Below are 23,996 nucleotides of genomic sequence, written 5' to 3'. Positions count from 1 at the left end.
AGCACAAATACAGGTATCCTCCTTTCTAATAACAATCCAAAGAGCTAATGGGATGTGCTCGTCACCATGACCCTAGCATATCTTGAGAACATCAATTCATATAACGATACTCCAAAAGACTTTTTAAAATCGAAATTTCCTGCTGTAACTCTTCCCCAACATTTGTTTCGAGTACCTTTTTTCGTTCTAGTTCTTTATCGACTAACCGTCTTACAGACAATACATCTGTCCCATTTTCCAAGACAGCTTCTTTGGAGGTAAATTGTTTATGAGCCACAATCTGCATACCGTATGAATTAAAGAGTAACGTGTACCCGGCGATTCCTGTCGTGGACTGATAAGCCTTGGAGAACCCACCATCAATGACAATCATTTTCCCATCTGCCTTCACAGGGTTCTCCCCTTCGATTTCCTTAACAGGAGTATGACCATTAATGATGTGTCCCTGATCAGGGTCTAAACCGAAGTCTGTTAAGATGTCACGGCAAACCTCTTGCTTCTCACGTAAATAATAGTAAGGATTCTTAATCTCCTTATGCGTTTGTTTATCCTTAATAAAATACCTTTCAAAGGTGGTCATTTCTTTCTTCCCGAAGAGGGATGAATACTTCCCGGCCCACAGATACCAGATAATATCGGTTGCCAGATCGTCTGTTTCTTCAACATGGGCGAACGCATACCTGACATACCACTCAAAGACATCTAATAACTCTCGGCCCGCATAGGTTTGATCCCCTATTGTCATTTCGGCCATATTGCCTTCCTCATCTAACGGAATGCAGCCATGTATGAGTAAATTCCCATTATACTTCAAATACAGACTGCCTTTCTTCATGAGGAAATTCATATGCCTAGCTAACTTCTCTGAATGCTGGACAGAGAATAGAAGCTTATCAATCACTTCGATCTCTTCCTCTAATAAGGCTGTAGGCTGTTTTGGATCGACCGTTGCAAAACACGTATTCTCGAGAGGATACGTCTCCCCACGGAGCGTAATTTCATCAGCATCATAATCAACCTTCTCAAGCAAAAGCCTGTCTTCCATATGAAAATCAGGTCGTCTCTTAATAATCGGGCTTTCTAGTTTAAATTGAATGATCGCAATGGCTTGATGAATCTTTGCAATTTGGATTTGTTCAAAATCAGACATTTCTTCGTCTTGTTGTAGTTTAGGTCTAAACGCCGGATTATCCTCGTAATATTTCTCTGCCAGATTCACAAGGGGTCTAAGATTGATGCCGTACGCATCCTCAATAATATCCAGGTTAGCATAACGTGCACAAATACGAATAATATTGGCAAGGCAAACCTTTGACCCGGCGAAAGCACCAATCCACAGTACATCGTGGTTCCCCCACTGAATATCAACGGAATGATTATCGATAAGGGTATCCATAATTTTATCCGGCTCAGGACCACGATCATAAATATCCCCTACGACATGCAGGTGGTCCACAACGAGTCTTTGGACCGTATACGCAAGGCCGACGATCAACTTCTCCGCTTGTCCAAGAGAAATAATCTGTTGAACCATCTTCGTATAGTATTGTTCCTTATTGAAATGATCCCCCGTTTTATACAATAGCTCTTCAATAATAAAGGCAAATTGTTTCGGCAATGCATTATGTAATTTCGTACGAGTGTACTTCGAGGAAACGTAAGGGAGCAGTCGAATCATATAGTCAATGATTTCGGTGTACCATTGATTCAACTCTTGTGCATTGTTCATCCGAACCTTGATTAACTTCACTTTATCTTCCGGATAATACACCAATGAGGCAAATTCATTCAGTTCTTGATCCGATAATTCATCCCCGAACATATCCATGATCTTTTCTTTTACCTTTCCAGCACCATTCCGCAGCACATGCTGAAAGGCGTGGTATTCCCCGTGCAAGTCACTAACAAAATGCTCGGTACCCTTTGGCAGGTGTAAAATCGCTTCCCGGTTCGTAATCGCCGTTACGATTTCTTCCTCACTATCATATCGTTGAGCTAATAAATCTAATAGTTTCGAATCCAAATTACCCAATCCCCCTTCATTCTTCTTCGAGTACTGGTCGTTCAGCACAAATTCTGTTATGTGATTCTATTATAAATGACATCCTTCTCCTAGAATAGATTCAATAGTTGTATATTCAACCGCTTGAAGTGCGCGAACAATTCTATCACGCTCTATTTATCAGAGAACCACCTCTGCATAGTGAATATGCAGGAGAAGGGGTACACATAAAAATTTGGTATCTATAATTAAAACCCAACACAAAAAAGAAGCTCCTCAATAATTTATTAACTACTGAGAAGCCCCTACTGTTATTCAAATTGTTGAGTTTTGTTTATGACACAGTTTTGCAGAGGCACAGATTCAGCTTACCGCCAATATGAACAAGTAAACACTAACCAAACCTGCTGTACCTACTATTAAACTGAAGCGCAGAGAAGAATGGCGCACAGACTCTTTAAATAGTTCCTGGGTTGCTACCATAAAAATAACCGAAATCGTGGCGCTTATAATAAAAGATAATAAATATGGATAGCCAATGCCGATTAACTTCCCAAGAAGAGAACCTACTAATATAGGGAGCGTAACCATAACTGTACCTATCATCCAAGTTAATATTCCAAACCCAGATAGAAATAAGGGAGTAAAAATTATTATGCCTTCAGGAATATTGTGTAGTAGCAGAGTCAACAACATAGCTCCGGCTAACTCTGGCTTAATATTTGACCCCAGTACAAATCCCATCGGAAAGTTATGAATAGATATGCTAACGGTTAAAAGGATTCCTGTATGAACTAGAATATCTTTCTGAGGGCTACTAGTAATAATTGTAATCCTGTCTAAGGACCGGTGAATGTATTGAAAAATAGCTATGCCAATTGTGGCGCCTAACAGAAATACCCACCATCCACCTAACCCAATGCTTTCAGGAATCATTTCAAACAACAGCAGACCCAGTATGATTCCTGCGGATAGTGCATAAATAAAGTTAATTCTCAGCCCTTTTAAAATCCAAGCAATAGCGCCTCCTATCCCTATGCCGATTCCAGAAGCGATAGCCCCTAACATCCAAGAAGATCCCATTATCATCTCTCCATTACTAGTTTAACTTCTATACCCATTCCCCATATTACTGACTTATGTTTGACGTTGCTCCTTCATGCTTGTAACATGTACATATGATTAAGTGTGCATATATTGAAATGAAAAAATAGTTCCCAAAGGAGGCATAAAACATGGGACATGACCATGGACACGACCATTCACATGGAGCAAACAAAAAAGCTTTATTGATCAGTTTTATCATTACAACCGTTTATATGATCATCGAGGCAATAGGAGGTTTCTTAACCAATAGTTTAGCCTTGCTATCTGACGCAGGACATATGTTGAGTGATTCTGTATCCCTCGGTGTCGGAGTATTAGCCTTTATTATGGGAGAAAAAGCAGCCAATTACAGTAAAACCTATGGGTACAAACGATTTGAAATTCTTGCTGCTTTATTTAATGGGGTTACCCTGGTGTTGATTTCTCTTTACATTTTCTATGAAGCGTATAAACGTTTTATTGAACCTCCTGAGGTAGCATCTATTGGGATGTTAATCATAGGTATCATTGGTTTGATCGTAAATATCGTTGTTGCGTGGATGTTAATGCGAGGAGATACCGAACATAATTTAAATTTGAGAGCTGCATTTCTGCATGTGCTCGGTGACCTGTTAGGATCAATTGGAGCTATTGTTGCTTCCCTTCTTATCATGTTCTTTAATTGGGGATGGGCGGATCCATTAGCCAGCGTGATTGTGGCGGTATTAGTTCTCATTAGTGGCTGGCGGGTAGCCAAAGAGTCTGTCCATGTCCTTATGGAAGGAACACCTAAAGATATAGATTTTGAGGAGATTGCAGAAACCATTCAAAGCACGGGTGAAATCAAAGATATTCATGACTTGCATGTTTGGAGCATTACCAGTGATCAAAATGCACTTTCCTGCCACGCTGTCGTTATCCAAAACCTTACAATTGAAGAGTGTCAAAGTTTATTAAAACGAATAGAAGATGATCTTCGTGAAAAGGGAATCGGTCACATCACTATACAACTAGAATCAAGTGACCATCCTCATGACAATTCAATTCTCTGTAATGATAATAAGAATGATCATCACGATCATTCCCATTAAAAGTCCCCCCTCAGACACAAGTTCTGGGGGGATACTTTTATATCAAAACTTGTTTTAATTCACCTCTCCCCTTAATACGTTAGAAGAAGAACGTCATGTACGTTAGGAGAGATACGAATGCTTGAAAAGTTTGTAGATGAACTCCCAATAATGAACGCGATTCACCCTATTTGTTCTTATAACCAAGCCCCCTATTATGAAGTAACGATGAAGGAAACCTATCAAAAGCTACACCGCGACCTTCCTCCAACAAAGGTTTGGGGATATAACGGCCAATATCCAGGCCCTACCTTCCATGTAGAAAGAAATCAAACGGTTCATGTATTATGGAAAAATGAACTGCCCGAGAAACATTTTCTCCCTATTGATACCACTGTTCACGGAGCAGGAAAAGATGTACCCGAGGTCCGCACAGTCGTCCATCTTCACGGAGGGATCACACCGGACACAAGTGACGGTTATCCTGAAGCCTGGTTTACGAATGGCTTTCAAGAAGTCGGCCCCTTTTTCACAAACCAATTGTACACGTATCCCAATCGTCAACAAGGCACCTCTTTGTGGTATCACGATCATGCCGTCGGGATTACCCGCCTCAATATATACGCCGGTCTAGCGGGAATGTACATCATTCATGATCCAGCAGAAGCTTGTCTAAATCTGCCAAAAGCCCCTTATGATCTACCCTTACTCATTCAAGACCGTTCTTTTAACTCTGATGGCAGCCTTTACTACCCACCTCAACCTAAGCCACCTGTTCCTGATGTGGATCCTTCCGTCGTACCAGAGTTTTTAGGGGATACCATTTTGGTGAACGGGAAAGTGTGGCCTTTTATGAATGTCGAACCTAGACGGTACCGGTTCCGCATTCTAAATGGATCGAATGCTCGAATCTATCGATTGTCCCTCTCAAACGAACTACCCTTTATTCAAATAGGTACGGATCAAGGATTGTTAGAGCAGCCCATTCTCGTTCCTGAACTCCTTCTCGCCCCCGCTGAGCGGGCAGATGTGATCATTGATTTTTCCGGGAGTTTTCAACAATCTATCGTGATCGAGAATAATCCCAAGCCTCCTTTCCCTCCTGTAGACCCTAATCCAGAAGGGCCCGTGATGGAATTCCGAGTAATCAAACCTCTTACATGCCCGGACACAAGTTCAATCCCAGCTCAATTATCCGTTATCCCGAAGCTACTAACCTACCAGAGAAATCGGAACTTACTTCTCAATATGAGACCTGACCCTTATGGACGTGAGATCCACTTGTTAGATAATCGGGTGTGGGCAGATCCGATTTCAGAGATACCTTCTTTAGGCAGCACAGAATTATGGACACTCATCAATGTTTCCAACGCCACCCACCCCATCCATTTGCATCTCGTACAATTTCAAATCGTCGATCGCCAGCCATTCGATGCTGACATCTATAATAAAGAAGGAAGAATAGTCACTACCGGCCCACGCACCCTCCCTGATTTAAACGAGCGAGGATGGAAAGACACCGTACGCGCCAACCCACATGAGATCACAAGGATCATTATGACATTTGGTCCCTACTCCGGCCTTTTTGTATGGCACTGCCATATTCTTGAGCATGAAGATTATGAAATGATGCGTCCTTATTATATTGTAAGGCATTGAGAAAGAGCAGGGACGGTTCTAGTGCTTTCTATTTACAAAAGCGACTCTACCTTATAACTAAAAAATCAACATAAGTCTACTAGTAAAGAAAAAGAGAGTTCTTAATAGTTTGTCCAACTATTGAGAACTCTCTTTTATGACTCATATTGTTAGAATTTTAAAGGAAGCACAGGAACCGTAACTATGCTTCCCAGGACGAAAAGAGCTTTCATGTTATCCCGCATATGTTTTTCTTGCGTCTTTCTTCGTCAACGTGAAGAAGAACGTAGCACCGATCGATGCCGTCGTAAATAGAATAGCTCCCATTGGGACAGCCGTCGTCTCATCAAGACCGACCAGTGGCGAAACAACCGCGCCAAACAATAGGGGCAGCATGCCGAGCACAGCACTGGCACTCCCTGCTCTGTGGCCTTGATGCTCCATCGCTAAAGTGAACGTACTGGTCAACACCATCCCCATCGCTGTCATATAGATGAAGATCGGCACGACGATGGAATACAGTGGTCCTTCGAGAAGCGTCATCACTAATAGAACCCCCGTCGCACTAACCGCAATCAGTACAGCACTTCTCAGCAAGCTTCTCTCGTGAAAAATGCCGCCAAGACGGCCGACTAGAAAACTACCCGTAATGATCGCAAGGCCGTTCACTCCGAACAAGAAACTGAACGCCTGAGGAGATACGTCATAGATTCCCTGATAAACAAATGGCGTTCCAGAAACGTAAGCGAAACTCCCGCCGTGGACAAACCCGATCGTTAAGGCGTATCCGATGAAAGATCGGTCCTTCAACAGACGGCCAATGGTCCGAACCGATTCCTTCACGGAGCTCGGGATCCTGTTTTCTACCGGAAGCGTCTCAGGTAATTTGCCTGCTACGGTGAACACGATGGCGAACCCTACGATACTTAGGAAGAGGAAGATCGTCTCCCATGTGGCGAACGGTAACAGCAAAATCGCCCCACCTGTGATCGGCGCAATCATCGGAGCCGTCGCATTGATCACCATCAGTAAGGCGAAGAACTTCGTCAATTCCCTTCCTATAAATACGTCTCGCACGACCGCCTTGGAAAGGACGACACCAGCAGAAGCCGTAAACCCTTGGATAAATCGAGCGATGACGAGTACATAGATATTCGGCGCAAGCGCACAAGCAAAGGACGCCACCGCGAAGAGGGATAGGAAGATGATTAACGGTTTCTTTCTCCCTTGCGAATCACTGATGGGTCCAACGACAATCTGACCGACAGCTAGTCCGATCAGACAGGTCGTTAAGCTGAGCTGCACGAGTGACGCACTCGTTTCTAAATCGGATGCAATCCCCGGAAAGCTGGGGAGATACATATCGATGTTGAGTGGTCCTAGTATTCCAAGCATTCCTAGTAAAAACGCTAACCCTATTCTTTCTTTCCCTGTTGGATTATGTAAAATGATGAACACCTTCTTCTTCTGGTTGTTGAACTATGATTTTAACCTTCATTCATACTGGAAGTCTACCCCTGGGCTATTGTAGAAGCGCGGGGGCGGGTTCACTGGCACTTCTAATCATGTGTCAAGGGGCCCGTCCCCGTGGTACTTAAAGGGCGGGTCTAGCTCTAGCGCCTCCTTTTCACATAAGGACCATCGCTTCTTCTGCAAGAAATACTCTAAACGAAACACTTTTAGCTTAGGGGATAACCCGGATCCATAAGTACAAAAAAGAGGCTACTCACTAGTTGTGTAAATTAGTGAAAAGCCTCTTTTCCTATCAGAATGTTAGCGTTTTTCTAACATTTAATCTAAAACCTTGGACATTATAGTGTTCCTAAGACGATGTTACATCATAATGCCCCTTTGGTGATAGTGTGTAATATCTTACATGTGGTAAGCGAAAAGCGCCGTACAACGAGGGGGCTTTAATCCTATACGTAACATCTTAAACTGCGTTTAACCGAATTTTATTGTATTGCGTTACCCTTTTTATGAATTAATTAGTGTTGTAAATTTCGTCTCAAACTGCGTGAAATGTATTATATCTTTAACTTCTAGTCCCAAGCTTTTAGCCACATTTTCTATTCTTACAGAAAATAGTCGATTAATGTCAGGAGCTATAGTTGATGCCACACTAGACATTACAATCGATAGAAAGACTGCCTGTACTAACCTACCTTTATCAATATTTTCTTCTTTTATTGAATAGAAATCTGATTTAGTATTAATTATTTCCAAGAAACATTCATATAAATGATGGTGTTCCTTTGAGATGTTTAAAATAAATTCTTTAATACTATCTTCTGATTCATATTTAATTGTATATATTTTCTCAAAGTCATTCTTCATGTAACCGATCCCCTGTCTTACTTCATCAAAAAAACTATTAGATACATCATAATCTCTTTTCTCACGATACCAAAGATATGCGACATAACCAAGCTGATTTTTTGGCAACAATTCAATTGCTCTATCAAAGTCTGAAGTTTTTTTATATTCAATATAGGATTTGAAAAAATTAATGATATCTTCATTAGATATCCCATCATAATCTTGATCAATTATTTTTTTATGGTCAACTTCAACGTATGAAGCGCTATCAAATAAAGGAAATTGTTCAGAAGTAGCGATAATTGATCTCTTGCTATTTGATTGAATTATCTCGCCTATTCTATCCATATCCCTTCTATAAATATGTAACGAATCAGTAAAGTGGCGTTGCACCCCTAAACCGCATCCTATTTTCTCTGATATATAAATCTGTAGTAGATAGAATACATAAACATTATAAGGTACACCAAGAAACAAATCATTTGACCTATTTATAATAGTTATATCCAGCTTTTCATTTCTGACTTTTAACATAATAGAAATGTTACATGGTAAATCATTTGAATCAGCAAGCAAGTCCTCGACTGACCACATCGTTAGTACGATTCTTCGAGATTCAGGTTTATTTCTTAATCCTTCAATTGCTTTTTCTAATTGATCTACATCAAACTTATATCGCAATCTATGTCCATAAGCACCGTTTAACGTTTCACCATCATCAGAATATTTATCATAACCTTTTATAAAAAATTGCAAGGGTTTTACTTGATTAGAACCCGTAATTAACCAGGAGAATTCAGCTAAAGCGAAAAAAGGATTTATTGCTCTTTTATTTAGATATGGAAATCTAAATTTATCACTTTTTATCTCAAAATAAACCGGACCAAGATCTTTCACTTCTCCAACTCTTGATTCCTTATAAGAATTTAAACTATGAAAACCATACTTCAACATTTCATAATAAATAACAGAGAAATTATCACCTTTAAATACATTCATTAAGCTTACACCTCGCAAATATGTATTTATTTTCCATTTTATATGAAATAAGTTCCTTAATATATGTTGGTTTTGCTAGAAATTTTTATTACATGTCTGCCAGTTGTTAATTAATTCATCCATTTTTCATTTATTGATAAAAACATTTTTCGATTTCCCCTATAAAATTTTCAAGTAATCTTAAATAAGTTAAATTAATTTCTTCAATTCGATCACTGTGGGAAGTTTTTTCACGTAAATTTATAAGCTCCTGACTTGATGCTAGACATTTTTCTAATAAATGGTTAACTAATTTCCCTTTAAAACAATAGTGTATAGATTCATTTACGTATGAATCATTCATTATTTCATATATATGGTGCAATGAATTATTTTCAATTACAGTACTTTCTTCTTTCTTTTCTTTAAGCAATGCAATAAGTTTGTTTGGTTCGTTTTGCATAAACGTTAAGATATGACGCTCTTGTAATAAGTCTATCTCTTGCCTTTTTAATGTACTTTGATTTTCTTTTACATAAGCACGAAACGCAAAAATATTTAATTTAACTTTAGATAGGTTCGTGATTTCATCATAAATTTCTTTGGCAATTAACCTAATTTCTTCTATATTTATTCGAAGGAATCTTGATACTTCCAGCGCCCTAAAATACGTAGTAATATATAACTCTGTACCTTCTAGACTAAATTGCAATACCATAAATGAAGGAATTGGGTTATCACCACTTTCTATTATATCACCCTGATTTATCAATGACATAAGCGCCCTATTAGAATGGCTCTTGCGTTTTAATTCCTCTATTATGTATCTAACACCCTTTTCTGTGATATATTCTCCATGATTAATATGCAAGTGCTCTGGCTGTTTAGGATTTTGCCAATCTTCAGCTTCTGTAGCTACATCCAATAGTTGTGGCTTGTTAATTAGATTAATATCGAATTGTACTTTAAGACTAAAATTGAGGTAGTAACCATCTGAATGATTCTGGTTTACTGTTTCTTTTGCAAATGAAATTACGTCTTCGAAATTTTCTACCTGTATAAATTCATGTTCATCCATTATAAACCTCCTCAATATAATTTATAATTTGGTTATGTATAACCATCGGATCATTATTTCCTTTGACTTTAATTAAGTTCCCACTATATTTTGAGAATATCTCTTCATAATTATTTTTCACTTTCACAAGCTTTTCTTTGTTTTCATAAACATCTTGGACCGAACGTTGACTGATTCTTTCTAAAGATACTTCAATTGGGTTATCTATATAAATTACTATGTCCGGATTTGGGAATTTATTGTTTAAATTAGTAACTAATTCTAAATCTTCTTCATCATCACAATGATAAGCAAATGAAGAGAAAAAATACCTTGTACTAATTACCTGGAAACCTTCTTCTACTTTTTTAAATACCCCATCTATTTGGTTATACAAATGGTCATGCCTATCTGCAGCAAATAAATACGCCATTTGTTGATCAAAATGTCTTTTGTTATTAGTGAAAAATATTCTTTGCTTCATCCCTTGCCTAATTATATTGCCAATAGGTCCTTCTGATGGCTCTGAAGTGACTATAGATTTTATTGAATTATTTAAAAAGTAATTCTTGAGTAAATTTGCTTGTGTAGAAGTTCCTGATCCATCAATACCTTCAAATACAATAAATAAACTTTTCATTATTCAACTCACCTTGTATAATATTTTGAGTCTAGTACTTTAAAACTTCCCAAAAGGCCGCCCGATTCATTATCTCTGGAATAAACGTACCTATTCGACTCTAACCCTTCTTGATTGATCTTATAATAATTTATCCCATTTGTATAACCCTGCATTTCAAATCCTGGTGTACTTACTCCAATCGTAAACATCTGTGATTTCCCGAGAATAAGATTTGAATTAGTATGCTGATGACCATGAAATATAGTTTCAAAGCCATAGTGATCTAATAGCGAAATTAATTGACTGGCATTTCTTATTGATGAAGTATCTCTTTGAAACTGGTTAACTAGATGATGGTGAGTAAATGCTATTCTCCTTACACCTTCATTAATGCTCATACTTTTGAGTTTCTCTCCTAGTTCTTCTATATTTACAAATCCAAATTGATGATCTAGATGGTATACAGAATTAATGCCTAGAAAAAGAGCGTTCTCCATCCTTTTAATAACATATGAAGGCCCATTGTTGTATGAAAAGTTACTGTCACCCCTAAGAGTATATGAAAATTTATCAAAAAGTTCAAAATTACTTCCCTCTACAATATCGTGGTTTCCAGGACATAAAAGGATATTCTTAGGATCTATTTTACCTTTAGATTTTTCAATTACTTCCTTAAAAAATAGTGTTGCTTCCTTATACCCTTGAGGTTTACCCTGAAATGTAATATCACCGCTAATAAGCAAATAAATGTTTTCATCATCAGTATTGTCTAAAAAATTCACTATTCCTTGTTTTAGCTCTCTTTCAGTTACAACCATATGTTCACTAGGAAAATGAATATCAGATATATGTAGAATATTTACCATAACCAATCCCTCCCTAAAAAAATTTGGTTAGATAAATTATACATTCTTCCATTATATGTTATCCACCTTTTTCCTAAACTAAAACTACCTTTGTTTAATCTATACTATTTAATTTCAAAATTCTATCATTACCATTTTATTATAGTCGTATTTGATAAAATATTGATAGTCTTTGCCTTTTCAATTGCCATATCTCTAGTAGTTAATAGGTGATTTAACATTCTTCTAACGCCCTGGAGTCTCTTCAATCTCACCTCATTTTATACCACGGACCCCTTTCTGCCCTCCCCTAAAGTCTTAAATTCACACTAACCAGCCATCATAATAGCGAAATTTTTAAGATTCAGTACATCACCTCCTCCTCATCTTGTTATAAATCGAATCCAAACGATTATGAAAGGTGGGCACTATCGAACAACAGTAACCATCTTTATGTGTTTTTGTAGAAATATTCATGGCGTTCCCCTTAATAGCCTCTCTTATATACAGACTCCCCGCCCTCATTATATAGATATTTATGGGTTAATAAGTAATTAGCAATATTTACTCTGTACGAATTTATAAGGAGACAACTAGAAATATATCCGAGTAAAAAAAAGAGGCTTCTCAGTAGCGTATTTAACTACTAAGAAGCCTCTCCTATTACTCAAATTATTATGAGAGTTATTTATGAAAAAGTCTCACAATGAGCTAGGGTAATGTGTAAGGAAAACCTTACATCATACCGCCCATACCACCCATGCCACCCATATCTGGCATACCGCCGCCAGCGTTATCTTCTTCAGGATGGTCAGCTACAACCGCTTCTGTAGTTAGGAACATTGCCGCTACAGATGCTGCGTTTTGTAGTGCGGAGCGTGTCACTTTTGTTGGGTCCACGATACCTGTGTCGACCATGTTTACCCACTCGCCAGTTGCTGCGTTGAAGCCAACGCCAACTTTTTCGCCTTTAAGACGCTCGATGATAACGGAGCCTTCAAGACCTGCGTTGTGAGCGATTTGGCGAACTGGTTCTTCTAGTGCACGAAGTAAGATCTTCGCACCTGTTTCTTCATCACCAGTAAGGTCAAGTGCAGCTACTTTGTTGTAGATGTTCACAAGTGCTGTACCACCACCGGCTACGATGCCTTCTTCTACCGCTGCGCGCGTTGAGTTTAAGGCGTCTTCGATGCGTAGTTTACGTTCTTTTAGTTCTGTTTCTGTAGCTGCACCAACTTTGATGACCGCTACACCGCCAGCTAGTTTCGCAAGGCGCTCTTGAAGTTTCTCTTTATCGAATTCAGAAGTTGTTTCTTCTAACTGAGAACGGATTTGGCTTACACGTCCTGAGATTTGTTCAGGGTTGCCAGCACCTTCAACGATTGTTGTGTTCTCTTTCGTAACAACAACTTTATTCGCACGACCTAATTGATCCATTGTTGTGTTCTTAAGATCTAGACCTAAGTCTTCAGTAATAACCTGTCCGCCTGTAATTGTCGCGATGTCTTCAAGCATGGCTTTACGACGATCACCGAATCCAGGTGCTTTAACAGATACAGCGTTGAATGTACCACGAAGTTTGTTCACAACAAGTGTTGCAAGTGCTTCGCCTTCAACGTCTTCAGAGATCATAAGAAGTGGACGGCTTTGCTGTACCACTTGCTCAAGGACAGGAAGAACTTCCTGAATGTTTGAGATCTTCTTATCTGTGATTAGGATGTAAGGATTCTCAAGAACCGCTTCCATCTTATCTTGGTCAGAGACCATGTAAGGAGATGCATATCCGCGGTCGAACTGCATACCTTCAACAACTTCCATCTCTGTGTTGAATCCTTTTGATTCTTCAATTGTGATAACGCCATCGTTACCCACGCGCTCCATCGCTTCAGCGATTAGCTGCCCTACTTCTTCATCAGCAGAAGAGATCGCTGCAACCTGTGCGATTGAATCTTTGCCTTCAATTGGTTTAGAAATTGATTTAAGTTCGTTAACAGCTACTTCTGTTGCTTTCTCGATACCACGACGAACGCCAACTGGGTTCGCACCAGAAGCTACGTTTTTAAGACCTTCACGGATCATCGCTTGTGCTAGAACCGTTGCCGTTGTTGTACCGTCACCAGCGATTTCGTTTGTCTTAGAAGCTACTTCAGATACGAGTTGCGCGCCCATATTCTCGAAGTGATCTTCTAATTCAATTTCTTTCGCGATTGTTACACCGTCATTAGTAATTAATGGAGAACCGAATTTCTTCTCAAGAACCACGTTACGTCCTTTTGGTCCAAGTGTTACTTTAACTGCATCAGCAAGGCGGTCTACACCGCGAAGCATGGAACGACGTGCGTCTTCACTAAACTTAATATCTTTAGCCATGATTAAATACCCTCCTAAAAGATTCTTGTAAACGTTTATGATTGTCCAACATTGATTGTATTAGTTAATGACTGCTAAAATGTCATTTTCACGTAAAATTAAGTATTCAGTACCTTCGTAACTCACTTCAGTACCTGCAAATTTTGAGAAGATGATGTGGTCGCCAGTGGCTACCTCTAGTGCAACCTTTTCACCATTATCCGCCAAACGACCAGAACCTACCGCAACAACTTTACCTTCTTGAGGCTTCTCCTTCGCAGAGTCAGGAAGAACAATACCGCTCGCGGTCTTTTCTTCTTGTTGTACTACCTCAATTACAATACGATCACCTAATGGCTTTAACAAATCAGACACCCTCCTCAAATGGTTTGAACCTATGCTTGTTTTGATTTTATTAGCACTCTCATTAGATGAGTGCTAACACAATTATTATAATAATGAATCTCTAACTATTTTGCAAGCGAAAACATTCATTTTCTTCATAAAAATTTCCTCGTGTCCCATTCCTACTCCCCCAACCCATTATGACTCATCTTTTGCGATTTAAACGTTTCTTTCCACTTCTTTAAATGTGTTACAATACGTAAGATAAAGGTATAAAATTCATAAAGGAGTCGTTGCCGAATGCCAAGGCGCTATTGGTATGTCATCTTAACATATATCCTTGTCCAGTTATCCGGGAAACCTGTCGGGGACTTCATCATTTCTCTCGACCTGGCCAATCCTCAAAACTGGCTGATCGGTTGGACGATCTTTTCCTTTGTAATCGGGCTTCTCATCATTACATTGATCCTAAAACCAGATATTAAAAATGATTTACGCCAGGATTATGAGATGGGAATTGGTTCTTATATTAAATGGGGACTCATCGGGATTCTGCTTGCTTTCTTTAGTCAATACCTGGCTACTGTGATTGAATCGCTTGTGTTTGGTGTAGATCCTATTTCAGAGAACACGCAAAACCTATCGGCGATCGCCAAAGCAGCACCGATCTTTATTCTCATTATTGCGATTGTGGCTCCGATTCTTGAAGAAATCATCTTCCGAAAGATTCTATTTGGCACATTACGTAAATATGCGAACTTCCTTATTTCAGCTCTTGTATCAGGCGGGATCTTCGGAATTGTACACGGTGAGCCAGAACACCTGCTGAAATATGCAGCCATGGGACTGGTCTTTGCCTTTCTTTATGAAAAGACACAGCGTATTATCGTGCCGATTATTACGCACGCTACCATGAACTCCCTCGTCATTATTGCGCAGATGACAGTAGACATGGAACAACTAGAGCAAAACGTGCAAACAATCCTGTTTGGAGGTTAATCCTATTATGAAAACTTCGCCATTCTTTATGGCATTCCTCTATTTTATTATGGGGATTTTGTTTACGTATATCGCCATACTTAGTGTAGAAGAGACAATTTGGAACTTAATTACGCTCATTTGCTCTTTCGTTGCGACAGTAAATTTCGCCGTCGCAATTCGACTTTTTATGCTCTATTTAAAGATGAATAAAAGCAACAAAAAATAAGCGGTCTCCCCATGCGGGGAAGCCGCTTATTTTAATGGAGCCATGTTCATCTCACCCATCATTTGCTACTATAGGTAAAAGGAATATTTTGTTAATAGGTGGTGGTTTCATCAATACTTTATTACAAGGCATCCTCAGTATGTTTCTTTTAGCAACTGGCTTCTGTATGGGGTTCATTGCGTTTGCTTACAAGACATTAATCATGTCAGACATCCCCATATCCTTTACAGTCTCTGAAGCTCTTTTCGCTCATGTATTGTTCTTAATCGCAACAGCCCTTATATGCATTTCTCTCTCCACCTTACCCAGCAACGCAGGAAGGGGAATGATAACAGGTTCACTCATCCTAACCATTCCGTTAAATCTTCTCCTTTTACCAACAAACCTACCAGGAGACAAAGTAGGCGTCGCTCTTTTACAACTAGCCCCTGTCCTACATGCTTGTTTCCTTTCAGCAGCAGGCATTTATCTGTTTATCGCCAATTGGAGAAAATCGATCGCCTCACAAAAAGAAAGGGCCATCCAGTGATGGCCCTTTCTTAATCCAATCAGGATTCGCCTTCCTCTTCAGAAGAACTGTCTGCTCCTTTCATAATAAAGGAGAATGGGATAGCTAACGCAATCACGACAGCTGATACTAGAAAGGCTTCATTCAGCGTCTGTAGCGTGGCTTCTGTCATATTAGCTTCACCCGCTGCAATGACCGCACGTCTTGTTTCGTAGTAGATCGAGAAGAATACGATACCGAAAGAAGACGTCATCTGTCTTAGTACGTTGTTCATCGCGGACCCCTGTGCGACAAGCTCATCTGGTATAGCATTCATACCAGCCGTTGTGGCCGGCATATTGCTGAGTCCCATACCGGCTCCGCGAACCGCGTTTAATAGAAGAATGAGCCAGTAAGGCGTCGACAGCTCCAGGAATCCGAGCGCTGTTGTAGCCGAAGCCATTACGAATAACCCAATCGGAATAACCGATTTCGGTCCTCTCTTATCAAGGATCCGTCCACCAATGGACATGGATACACCGCTTAGCGCTGCAGCCGGGAGAAAGAGAAGTCCGGTCATAATCTCACTTAAGCCGTATACGTTCTGAATGAGAAGCGGCAATAAGAAGATTCCTGAGAATAGCCCAATCGAAGCCGCTCCTGTCACGACAACAGACACGGCATAGGTCGGAACTTTAAAGACAGATAAGTTGAGCAGCGGTTGTTTCTTTCGGTTCTCCACCAGAACAAACGCCACAACAGAAAGAATCCCAACAACGATCAGGCTTATGTTACTAGCCGTTAGTAACGTCTCTAATTCCTTCCCTCTTCCAAGTGCAAAGAGAATTCCTCCGACACCAATCGTCACCAAAATAAAGCCAATGGTGTCGAATTTAAGAGAAGGATTTTTTTCCGTTTCGACTAAATATTTAGAAGATAAAATAATACCAATCAGTCCAAAAGGAATATTAAATAAGAATAAAAAAGGCCAATCAAAAAACTGAATAATGACGCCACCTACCGTTGGACCTATGGCAGGTGCAACCATCGCAGCAACCCCATATACACCAACAGCCAGTCCTCGCTCGTGCTTTGGAAAGGCATTAAAGATCAGCGCCATGGCAATAGGCATCATTAAACCACCGGCAACCCCTTGTACAGCCCGTGATAGAATAACGAGGCTCAGGGTAGGCGATAAAGACCCCGATACAGAACCGATTAAGAAGATCACAAGACCTGTTACATACACTTTCTTCTTTCCGAAACGGTCCCCAAGAAAACCGGTTAACGGCATCGTCATCCCCATGGCTACCATAAAGATCGTGAGCATCCACCCTACACTTACAGCATCAGCATCGAATATCTCCATAAAGCGCGGAAGCGTCGGATTCAGCATGCTGTTGTTTAAAATGACTGTAAATGTTCCAAATAAGACGGATACAACGACGAGCCATTTACTTGATAATTTGCTCATGCTGCGTCCCTTCTTTCATTTCAGATTCTTTCGATGTTCGAACTATTTTCTACTATATCACATATCCCGATCCTCAAAACCAATTCGACCTTATTGAAAGCAGACTACAATTAAATAGGAAAACAAGCACAAAAAAAGAGGCTTATTCAGCCCCTTTTGGTTCCTCTTCTGATGCCTCTTCATGATCGAGAGGATAATGTTTTAGAAAGTATGCTAGTGCCTGCAACTCTACAGCCAGATCTATGTGGTGGACACGTATTCCCTCTGGAACGGATATACGCGCTGGTGTGAAGTTTAAGACACCAATGATCCCCGCCTCAACAAGGCGATCAGCAATTCTTTGGGCTTCGTTGGCCGGAACAGTTAAGATCGCAACAGAGATCCCATCTGAGAGGTGCTCTTCTAGTTGATCAATATGGTAGACCGGTACACCACCTATATCGTTCCCGACTTTCTCTTCCTGCGCATCAAAAGCCATCTCAATCTTTGTATTGTTGTTCTTAGTGAAATTATAATGTAAAAAGGCGGTCCCTAAATTCCCAACACCAATTAAGGCGACTCGTGTCACCTCGTCTTGGTCCAGGGTCTTACGGAAGAATGTAAGTAAGTAGTTCACATTATAGCCGTATCCTTTCTTCCCTAATGCCCCGAAGTACGAAAAGTCACGGCGAATAGTAGCCGAATCAACCTTAACGGCTTCACTCAACTCTTTAGATGATACTCTTTGTTTACCTTGACTGTGAAGGTTATTAATAAAGCGATAATATAAGGGCAGTCGCTTAGCTGTCGCTTGTGGTATTTTTGCCTGGTCTAGCTCCATCTCTTATCCCCCTCATTTCATACCGTAACAAGTGTAGCTATTCCATATAGGCCACACCGTTAACGCTTCCATTTTCTATAACCACTACTGCAGGATCATGTGGAATCATCCTTGTTATAAAAATCTCGCGTATTTTATTTCTTGTTTCTCTGATGGATTGTCCTTATTAATTGTAAAGAAATGTTTCTAATTTCACAAACATCCCGACCACAACCAATAACCCTTATCCCCTCAACGTACGAACCTTGCTTCACACGCGTTCCGTAAGATACACTTAACTCATTGAGGTGAACGATCATGATTCTTATGCAAATGAATAATATTACAAAACGCTTCGGCGCTGATCTTATTCTATCGAATATTAAATTAGAAGTACACACCAATGACAGAATTGCCATTGTTGGCCGTAATGGAGCAGGAAAATCGACCTTGCTCAAAATTATGGCAGGAGAGCTTTCATATGAAGAAGGTGAGCTCCATAAACCGAAAGAAGCAACACTGGGGTATTTAGAGCAGCACACCGGACTCGAATCCGACAAAAGCATATGGGATGAAATGATCGCCGTGTTCGATCATCTGAAAGCCATGGAGAAACAGCTCCGCCAAATGGAAGAACAAATGGCGAATCCAGATTTGATCAATGATCATGAACAATACCAGAAGCTTTTAAAAGACTATGACGAACTCCAGCTCCGATTTAAAACGGACGGAGGCTACCGATATGAGGCTGACGTAAAAGCTGTCCTGAATGGGCTGAACTTTGGAGATTTCGATTTATCCACACCAATCGCAACGCTTAGTGGTGGTCAGAAGACAAGGCTTGCGTTAGGTAAACTCTTACTATCAAAACCTGATATCCTCGTGCTGGACGAGCCAACGAACCACTTAGACATCGATACGTTGAATTGGTTAGAGCAGTATTTGCAGGGCTATCCAGGTGCCGTTGTCATCGTCTCCCACGACCGCTACTTCCTTGATAAAGTGGTCAATGTCGTGTATGAGATCTCCTATCAATCTTCTGAGAAATTCCACGGCAACTACAGCAAGTACCTTGATGCGAAAGCTGCCAATTATGAACGCGATCTGAAACAGTTTGAGAAACAACAAACGGAAATGAAACGGATGGAAGATTTCATCCAAAAAAATATGGCCCGAGCTTCCACAAGCAAACGAGCCCAAAGCAAACAGAAACAACTCGAGAAGATGGAAAAGGTGGATAAGCCTAAAGGCGATCAAAAGTCAGCTAAGTTCTCCTTCGACATCAACAGAAGAAGCGGTAATGATGTATTGAAAGTCCGTGACCTTTCTTTCCAATACGAGGAAAGTCAAAAGCCTGTCTTTGAACATGTATCCTTTGACGTAAACCGGACAGAGCGTCTTGCCCTTGTCGGACCAAACGGTGTTGGTAAAACAACGCTTCTAAAGAACATTATTGAGAAGTTCTCCCCTACAGGTGGTACGATTCAATACGGAACGAACTTGCAGATTGGCTATTATGACCAGGAACAGGCGCAGCTCAATTCTACCAAGACTGTCCTTCATGAACTATGGGATGAATACCCGTTAATGGATGAGAAGGATATCCGTACCGTGCTTGGAAACTTCCTCTTCACAGGAGACGACGTTTTAAAGACCGTTAACTCATTAAGTGGCGGAGAAAAAGCGAGAATCGCACTGGCGAAGTTGATGCTTGAGAAATCAAACTTCCTTGTATTGGATGAGCCAACGAACCACTTAGATTTAGATAGTAAAGAAGTGCTTGAAGCGGCTCTAATGGATTACCCAGGAACGATTCTATTTGTCTCCCACGACCGTTACTTTATTAACCGTATCGCTACACAAGTGTTAGAGCTAAACGGAACAGATACAAAGCTTTACCTTGGAGACTACGATTACTATTTAGATAAAAAGCAAGAAGCCAGGGACATCGCTGAATATGAAGCACAGCAAAACCCTACACAAGAGAAAGAAGCTAAAGACTCTAAGAATCAATTCCAACAGAATAAGGCTGAACAGCGAGAAGCCAGAAAGCGCAAACGCCGAATTGAGGAAATTGAACAAGAAATCGTAGAATTAGAAGAAGTGATTGAACAAAATGATGCCTTACTCTGCGAACCAGAGATCTATCAGGATCATGAGAAATCACTCGAACTAACTGAATCCAATTCGAACTCAAAATCAAAGATTGAATCGTTAATGGAAGAATGGGAACAACTCCATGATGAAGAATAACTAAGAGAGGATATCCACAGGATATCCTCTCTTTTTGGAGCGCTTTCATACCATTTGTCGAATCACGCGACTATCCCCATTTATATCCACAGCCTTTTTCCTTACAAATACAGTTTTTCACAGATTTATACACATAATCCACAGAATTACAACGAGTTATCCACAGTTGTTATGCACATACCAATATTTACTATGACAGCGTTCTACAAATTTTATGCACAGCTTGTTTTTAACCTGTGGAAAACGTTTACTTATGCACATTTATTTAAACTTTCAGACCTTTTCTCCACAACAAAAGCGAAACCGATACTTGGTTTCGCTTTTACCTTGTGTATTACTTTGTAATAGAACGTTTCGCATATCGCTCTAACGATAAAGATGGATTGCCGTTTAAATCCCATCCGGCGCGGTGACCTTGATTAAAAGCAACCGTTCCGGCAGCGGCGATCATAGCTGCATTATCGGTACATAAGTGAAGAGGCGGAATTAACAATTCCAGTTCTTCCTCCTCGCCAAACTTCTCTTCAAGGCGAGCACGCAGTCCTTTATTGGCAGCAACTCCGCCAGCCACAATAACTTGCTTCACACCATATTGCTTAGCTGCTTTATAGGCTTTTGTGGATAACACATCAACGACGCTTTCCTGAAAGCTTGCAGCAATATCTTCTTGCTTTAGTTCTATTCCCTTTTGTTTCGCATTGTGCAACGTGTTAATAACCGATGACTTGAGTCCACTGAAGCTAAAGTCAAAAGAATCGTTCTCAAGCCAAGCACGTGGGAAGTCGATCGTCACTTCTCCCTCGTGTGCGAGTCGGTCAATATGAGGTCCTCCTGGATAAGGTAGCTTTAGCGTTCGGGCTACTTTATCATAGGCCTCCCCTGCAGCATCATCCCGTGTTTCTCCAATGACTTCAAACGACCCATGTTCTTTCATTAGAATAAGTTCAGTATGTCCGCCTGAAACAACTAAAGAAAGGAGCGGAAACTGAAACTCTTTCATAAGACGATTCGCATAGATATGACCTGCGATATGCTGAACCCCAACAAGAGGCTTTTGATACGCAAAGGCTAACGCCTTAGCTGCGTTTACACCCACTAATAAAGCACCGACTAAGCCAGGTCCTTCTGTAACGGCAATCGCGTCGATGTCTTCCATACGCATATCGGCTTTCTCCAGAGCCTCTTCTAATACAAGGGTCACTTGTTCTACGTGGTGACGAGATGCAATTTCAGGCACAACACCACCAAAGCGCTTATGACTCTCAATTTGGGAAGCAACGACATTAGCAATCAGCTCAGTCCCATTCTTCACAATCGCCACAGCTGTCTCATCACAGCTTGTCTCAATTCCTAAAATGTATTGATCCATTATAATTTCACCCACATAACTACAGCATCCTCTTGATTATCTGTATAATAATTTTTCCGAATCCCTCCAGGGACAAGACCAAACTTACGGTACAATCGTTGAGCCACGATATTCGAAACTCTTACCTCGAGAGAAAGCTGCATGGCTCCAACTAAACGCGCCTTTTCCATGACAACCTGAAACAAGGATTCCCCTAACTTTTTCCCTCTGTATTCAGGCAAGATCGCAATATTCGTAATATGAGCTTCATCTATAATAACCCACAAGCCACAATAGCCAACGAGTTCGCCATCGAATTCTAGCACGAAATACGTAGCGTATGGATTATCCTGAAGCTCATGCTCAAACGCATCACGAGTCCAAGGAGTGGCAAAGCACGCTTTCTCTAATTCAAGAACCGTATCGATATCTTCTTCAGTCATTTGACGAACAATCACTTTAGTCACTTGGCTGATGCCCCTTTTGGCTCTCAAGCCATTTGGACTCAGCTTCTGCTAAACGAAGATAATTTGGGGTTAAGGCATGAATAGGCGTCGTCTCCTTCTTCAGAGCGATATGAGCCAACATTCCTGCACTTGGTAAATGAACAGGCAAGGAAGAGAAAACAGCCTGTTCTCCTAATACTTCTCGAATCTTCTCTTGATGGATCGAAAGCTGTGAACTAATAAATAAAATAGGTTCCCCTGACGCACGAAGCTCTTCCAGCCAATCTGTGAGAAGAATGTTGACTTCATCTTTCACAGGAGCCATTTCCTCGAACCCCTCAGCTTGATACAGCCCCGTATAAACTTGTCCCCTTCTAGCATCAAAGAAAGGACACACAAGACCATTAAATAAGATTCCATTGTAAGCTAAGACCTCTAGGCTAGAGACAGCTACAATCGGAATAGATAACGACCAGGCTAACGTTTTAGCTGTTGTAAGTCCAATACGAACTCCCGTGAAGGATCCTGGCCCATGCCCCACGGCAATCAGATTCAGATCTTGCGGGGTCATCTTACAGTCCACTAACATTTGGTTGATAGCTGGCATGAGCTGCACTGAATGATTTTTCTTTATATCTGTTGTGTACTCGGCTATAAGCTGTTCATCTTGCATGACGGCGATCGTCATGGGTTGATTCGATGTATCGATAGCTAACACATTCATTTGACTAACTCCTTACATATTCGTTCATATCGTTCTCCACGAGGCTTTAAATGGATAGAGCGTTCGTCTTCATTGTTATAAAAGAGTTCTATATCTAACCTATTGTCAGGTAGATAGTCTTCAATAAACTGAGCCCACTCTACAACACAAACGCCTCCTCCATCGAAATATTCATCAAAACCGATGTCTTCATCACTATCCTCTAGTCTGTATACATCTAAGTGATAAAGAGGCATCCGGCCTTCGTATTCTTTAACAATCGTAAAGGTTGGACTACTAATCGTACGAGTCACCCCAAGACCAGTACCAAGTCCTTTTGTGAAAGTGGTCTTTCCGGCACCAAGGTCTCCTTCAAGCGTGAGAAGGTCATTTGGTTCCAAAAGGGCACCCAGGCGTTCAGCAACCTTTTTTGTTTCTTCAGCTGAGTGTGTATCGATCGTATAGCTTTCACTCATACGAAACACCTTCTTCCTATTCCAGTCTAGCGAATCGAATTGTATCTAACCACCATCATAGCAAAAACAAAGGCAAAAAGAAAAAAACGTAATTACCGTAAGAGATTACGAGGCGGTAGCACTTTAGTTACGTTAAAAAAGTGCATTAGAAAAGCCTTAGGAGGTTTTCCTAAGGCTTGGATAAACAATCATATGTAATCAAAAATAAAATGGCGGTCCGGACGGGACTCGAACCCGCGACCTCCTGCGTGACAGGCAGGCATTCTAACCAACTGAACTACCGGACCAATTTTTGATTAATCAAAAAAGCAACAAATATAAATTGGTTGCGGGGACAGGATTTGAACCTGCGACCTTCGGGTTATGAGCCCGACGAGCTACCAGACTGCTCCACCCCGCGACGATAAATAATATAAACAAAGCATGGCGGCGTCCTACTCTTGCGGGGGTGAAACCCCGACTACCATCGGCGCTGAAGAGCTTAACTTCTGT

General features: G+C 40.6%; 21 protein-coding genes and 2 tRNA genes. 6 read left to right on the top strand and 17 right to left on the bottom strand.

Annotation, left to right across the window (positions count from 1 at the left end; translation table 11 throughout):
- Nucleotides 1-91 precede the first annotated feature (91 nt).
- Both LQ226_RS19715 and LQ226_RS19710 read right to left on the bottom strand, forming a co-directional pair.
- A complete protein-coding gene (locus tag LQ226_RS19715; protein ID WP_231419753.1) occupies nt 92-2,023 on the bottom strand; it encodes a fructose-1,6-bisphosphatase in 1,932 nt (643 codons plus the stop codon).
- A gap of 342 nt (nt 2,024-2,365) precedes the next feature.
- Nucleotides 2,366-3,085 (bottom strand): ZIP family metal transporter, encoded by a 720-nt coding sequence (locus LQ226_RS19710; RefSeq protein WP_231419752.1) that lies wholly within the window; start codon nt 3,083-3,085, stop codon nt 2,366-2,368.
- A 152-nt stretch (nt 3,086-3,237) separates the two neighbouring features.
- On the opposite strand from LQ226_RS19710, the gene LQ226_RS19705 reads away from it, so the two are divergent.
- Nucleotides 3,238-4,179 carry a cation diffusion facilitator family transporter gene (locus tag LQ226_RS19705; RefSeq protein ID WP_231419751.1) on the top strand — a complete coding sequence of 314 codons (942 nt, stop codon included), beginning with the start codon at nt 3,238-3,240 and terminating at the stop codon, nt 4,177-4,179.
- Between the two features lie 117 nt (nt 4,180-4,296).
- Complete coding sequence (locus tag LQ226_RS19700; protein ID WP_231419750.1) at nt 4,297-5,817, top strand: multicopper oxidase family protein; 1,521 nt, start codon at nt 4,297-4,299, stop codon at nt 5,815-5,817.
- A 213-nt stretch (nt 5,818-6,030) separates the two neighbouring features.
- Here LQ226_RS19700 and LQ226_RS19695 read toward each other — a convergent pair whose 3' ends face one another.
- The 7 genes from LQ226_RS19695 to groES all read right to left on the bottom strand — a co-directional run bounded on the left by LQ226_RS19695 (nt 6,031) and on the right by groES (nt 14,332).
- Nucleotides 6,031-7,245, bottom strand: coding sequence for a Bcr/CflA family efflux MFS transporter (locus LQ226_RS19695; RefSeq protein WP_231419794.1), 1,215 nt, complete (start codon nt 7,243-7,245; stop codon nt 6,031-6,033).
- Nucleotides 7,246-7,773: 528 nt separating this feature from the next.
- Nucleotides 7,774-9,114 (bottom strand): thymidylate synthase, encoded by a 1,341-nt coding sequence (locus LQ226_RS19690; protein WP_231419749.1) that lies wholly within the window; start codon nt 9,112-9,114, stop codon nt 7,774-7,776.
- 130 nt (nt 9,115-9,244) lie between these two features.
- Entirely contained in the window at nt 9,245-10,171 is a 927-nt protein-coding gene (locus LQ226_RS19685) for a thymidylate synthase family protein (protein WP_231419748.1), read from the bottom strand.
- On the bottom strand, nt 10,164-10,790 hold the full coding sequence (gene tmk, locus LQ226_RS19680; protein ID WP_231419747.1) for a dTMP kinase: 627 nt from the start codon (nt 10,788-10,790) through the stop codon (nt 10,164-10,166). Before tmk ends, LQ226_RS19685 begins: the two co-directional genes overlap by 8 nt.
- Before the next feature lie 8 nt (nt 10,791-10,798).
- Complete coding sequence (locus LQ226_RS19675) at nt 10,799-11,638, bottom strand: metallophosphoesterase family protein (protein ID WP_231419746.1); 840 nt, start codon at nt 11,636-11,638, stop codon at nt 10,799-10,801.
- Nucleotides 11,639-12,352: 714 nt separating this feature from the next.
- Complete coding sequence (gene groL / locus LQ226_RS19670) at nt 12,353-13,987, bottom strand: chaperonin GroEL (protein ID WP_231419745.1); 1,635 nt, start codon at nt 13,985-13,987, stop codon at nt 12,353-12,355.
- A 60-nt stretch (nt 13,988-14,047) separates the two neighbouring features.
- Nucleotides 14,048-14,332, bottom strand: coding sequence for a co-chaperone GroES (groES, locus tag LQ226_RS19665; RefSeq protein WP_231419744.1), 285 nt, complete (start codon nt 14,330-14,332; stop codon nt 14,048-14,050).
- A gap of 279 nt (nt 14,333-14,611) precedes the next feature.
- Here groES and LQ226_RS19660 point away from each other — a divergent pair, with 279 nt between their 5' ends.
- The 3 genes from LQ226_RS19660 to LQ226_RS19650 are packed head-to-tail and all read left to right on the top strand — an operon-like array spanning nt 14,612 to nt 16,047.
- Complete coding sequence (locus LQ226_RS19660; RefSeq protein WP_231419743.1) at nt 14,612-15,310, top strand: CPBP family intramembrane glutamic endopeptidase; 699 nt, start codon at nt 14,612-14,614, stop codon at nt 15,308-15,310.
- 7 nt (nt 15,311-15,317) lie between these two features.
- The gene (locus LQ226_RS19655) at nt 15,318-15,518 is read left to right on the top strand and encodes a YdiK family protein (protein WP_231419742.1); all 201 of its coding nucleotides are present in this window, start codon (nt 15,318-15,320) and stop codon (nt 15,516-15,518) included.
- Nucleotides 15,519-15,552: 34 nt separating this feature from the next.
- Nucleotides 15,553-16,047 (top strand): hypothetical protein, encoded by a 495-nt coding sequence (locus tag LQ226_RS19650; protein WP_231419741.1) that lies wholly within the window; start codon nt 15,553-15,555, stop codon nt 16,045-16,047.
- 19 nt (nt 16,048-16,066) lie between these two features.
- Here LQ226_RS19650 and LQ226_RS19645 read toward each other — a convergent pair whose 3' ends face one another.
- On the bottom strand, nt 16,067-17,479 hold the full coding sequence (locus tag LQ226_RS19645; RefSeq protein WP_231419740.1) for an MDR family MFS transporter: 1,413 nt from the start codon (nt 17,477-17,479) through the stop codon (nt 16,067-16,069).
- Nucleotides 17,480-17,621: 142 nt separating this feature from the next.
- Complete coding sequence (locus LQ226_RS19640; RefSeq protein ID WP_231419739.1) at nt 17,622-18,299, bottom strand: redox-sensing transcriptional repressor Rex; 678 nt, start codon at nt 18,297-18,299, stop codon at nt 17,622-17,624.
- Nucleotides 18,300-18,596: 297 nt separating this feature from the next.
- Here LQ226_RS19640 and LQ226_RS19635 point away from each other — a divergent pair, with 297 nt between their 5' ends.
- Entirely contained in the window at nt 18,597-20,531 is a 1,935-nt protein-coding gene (locus LQ226_RS19635) for an ABC-F family ATP-binding cassette domain-containing protein (protein ID WP_231419738.1), read from the top strand.
- 334 nt (nt 20,532-20,865) lie between these two features.
- On the opposite strand, the gene tsaD is transcribed toward LQ226_RS19635, so the two are convergent.
- The 6 genes from tsaD to LQ226_RS19605 form a co-directional block, all read right to left on the bottom strand.
- A complete protein-coding gene (gene tsaD, locus LQ226_RS19630) occupies nt 20,866-21,900 on the bottom strand; it encodes a tRNA (adenosine(37)-N6)-threonylcarbamoyltransferase complex transferase subunit TsaD (RefSeq protein WP_231419737.1) in 1,035 nt (344 codons plus the stop codon).
- The gene (gene rimI, locus LQ226_RS19625) at nt 21,900-22,346 is read right to left on the bottom strand and encodes a ribosomal protein S18-alanine N-acetyltransferase (RefSeq protein WP_284526725.1); all 447 of its coding nucleotides are present in this window, start codon (nt 22,344-22,346) and stop codon (nt 21,900-21,902) included. Before rimI ends, tsaD begins: the two co-directional genes overlap by 1 nt.
- Nucleotides 22,339-23,049: a tRNA (adenosine(37)-N6)-threonylcarbamoyltransferase complex dimerization subunit type 1 TsaB gene (gene tsaB, locus LQ226_RS19620; RefSeq protein WP_231419736.1), complete on the bottom strand. Its 711-nt coding sequence runs from the start codon at nt 23,047-23,049 to the stop codon at nt 22,339-22,341. The genes rimI and tsaB overlap by 8 nt, the downstream gene beginning before the upstream one ends.
- Entirely contained in the window at nt 23,046-23,504 is a 459-nt protein-coding gene (gene tsaE / locus LQ226_RS19615) for a tRNA (adenosine(37)-N6)-threonylcarbamoyltransferase complex ATPase subunit type 1 TsaE (protein WP_231419735.1), read from the bottom strand. The genes tsaB and tsaE overlap by 4 nt, the downstream gene beginning before the upstream one ends.
- Nucleotides 23,505-23,714: 210 nt before the next feature.
- Nucleotides 23,715-23,791: transfer RNA gene (locus LQ226_RS19610), tRNA-Asp, on the bottom strand.
- A gap of 36 nt (nt 23,792-23,827) precedes the next feature.
- Nucleotides 23,828-23,904 (bottom strand) — tRNA-Met (locus tag LQ226_RS19605).
- Nucleotides 23,905-23,996 lie beyond the last annotated feature (92 nt).

The organism is Pontibacillus sp. HN14 (assembly GCF_021129245.1).
In the GTDB taxonomy this organism is placed as follows: Bacteria; Bacillota; Bacilli; order Bacillales; family BH030062; genus Pontibacillus.
Note: the sequence above shows the minus strand (reverse complement) of the source record. Positions and strands in the feature narration are given on the sequence as shown.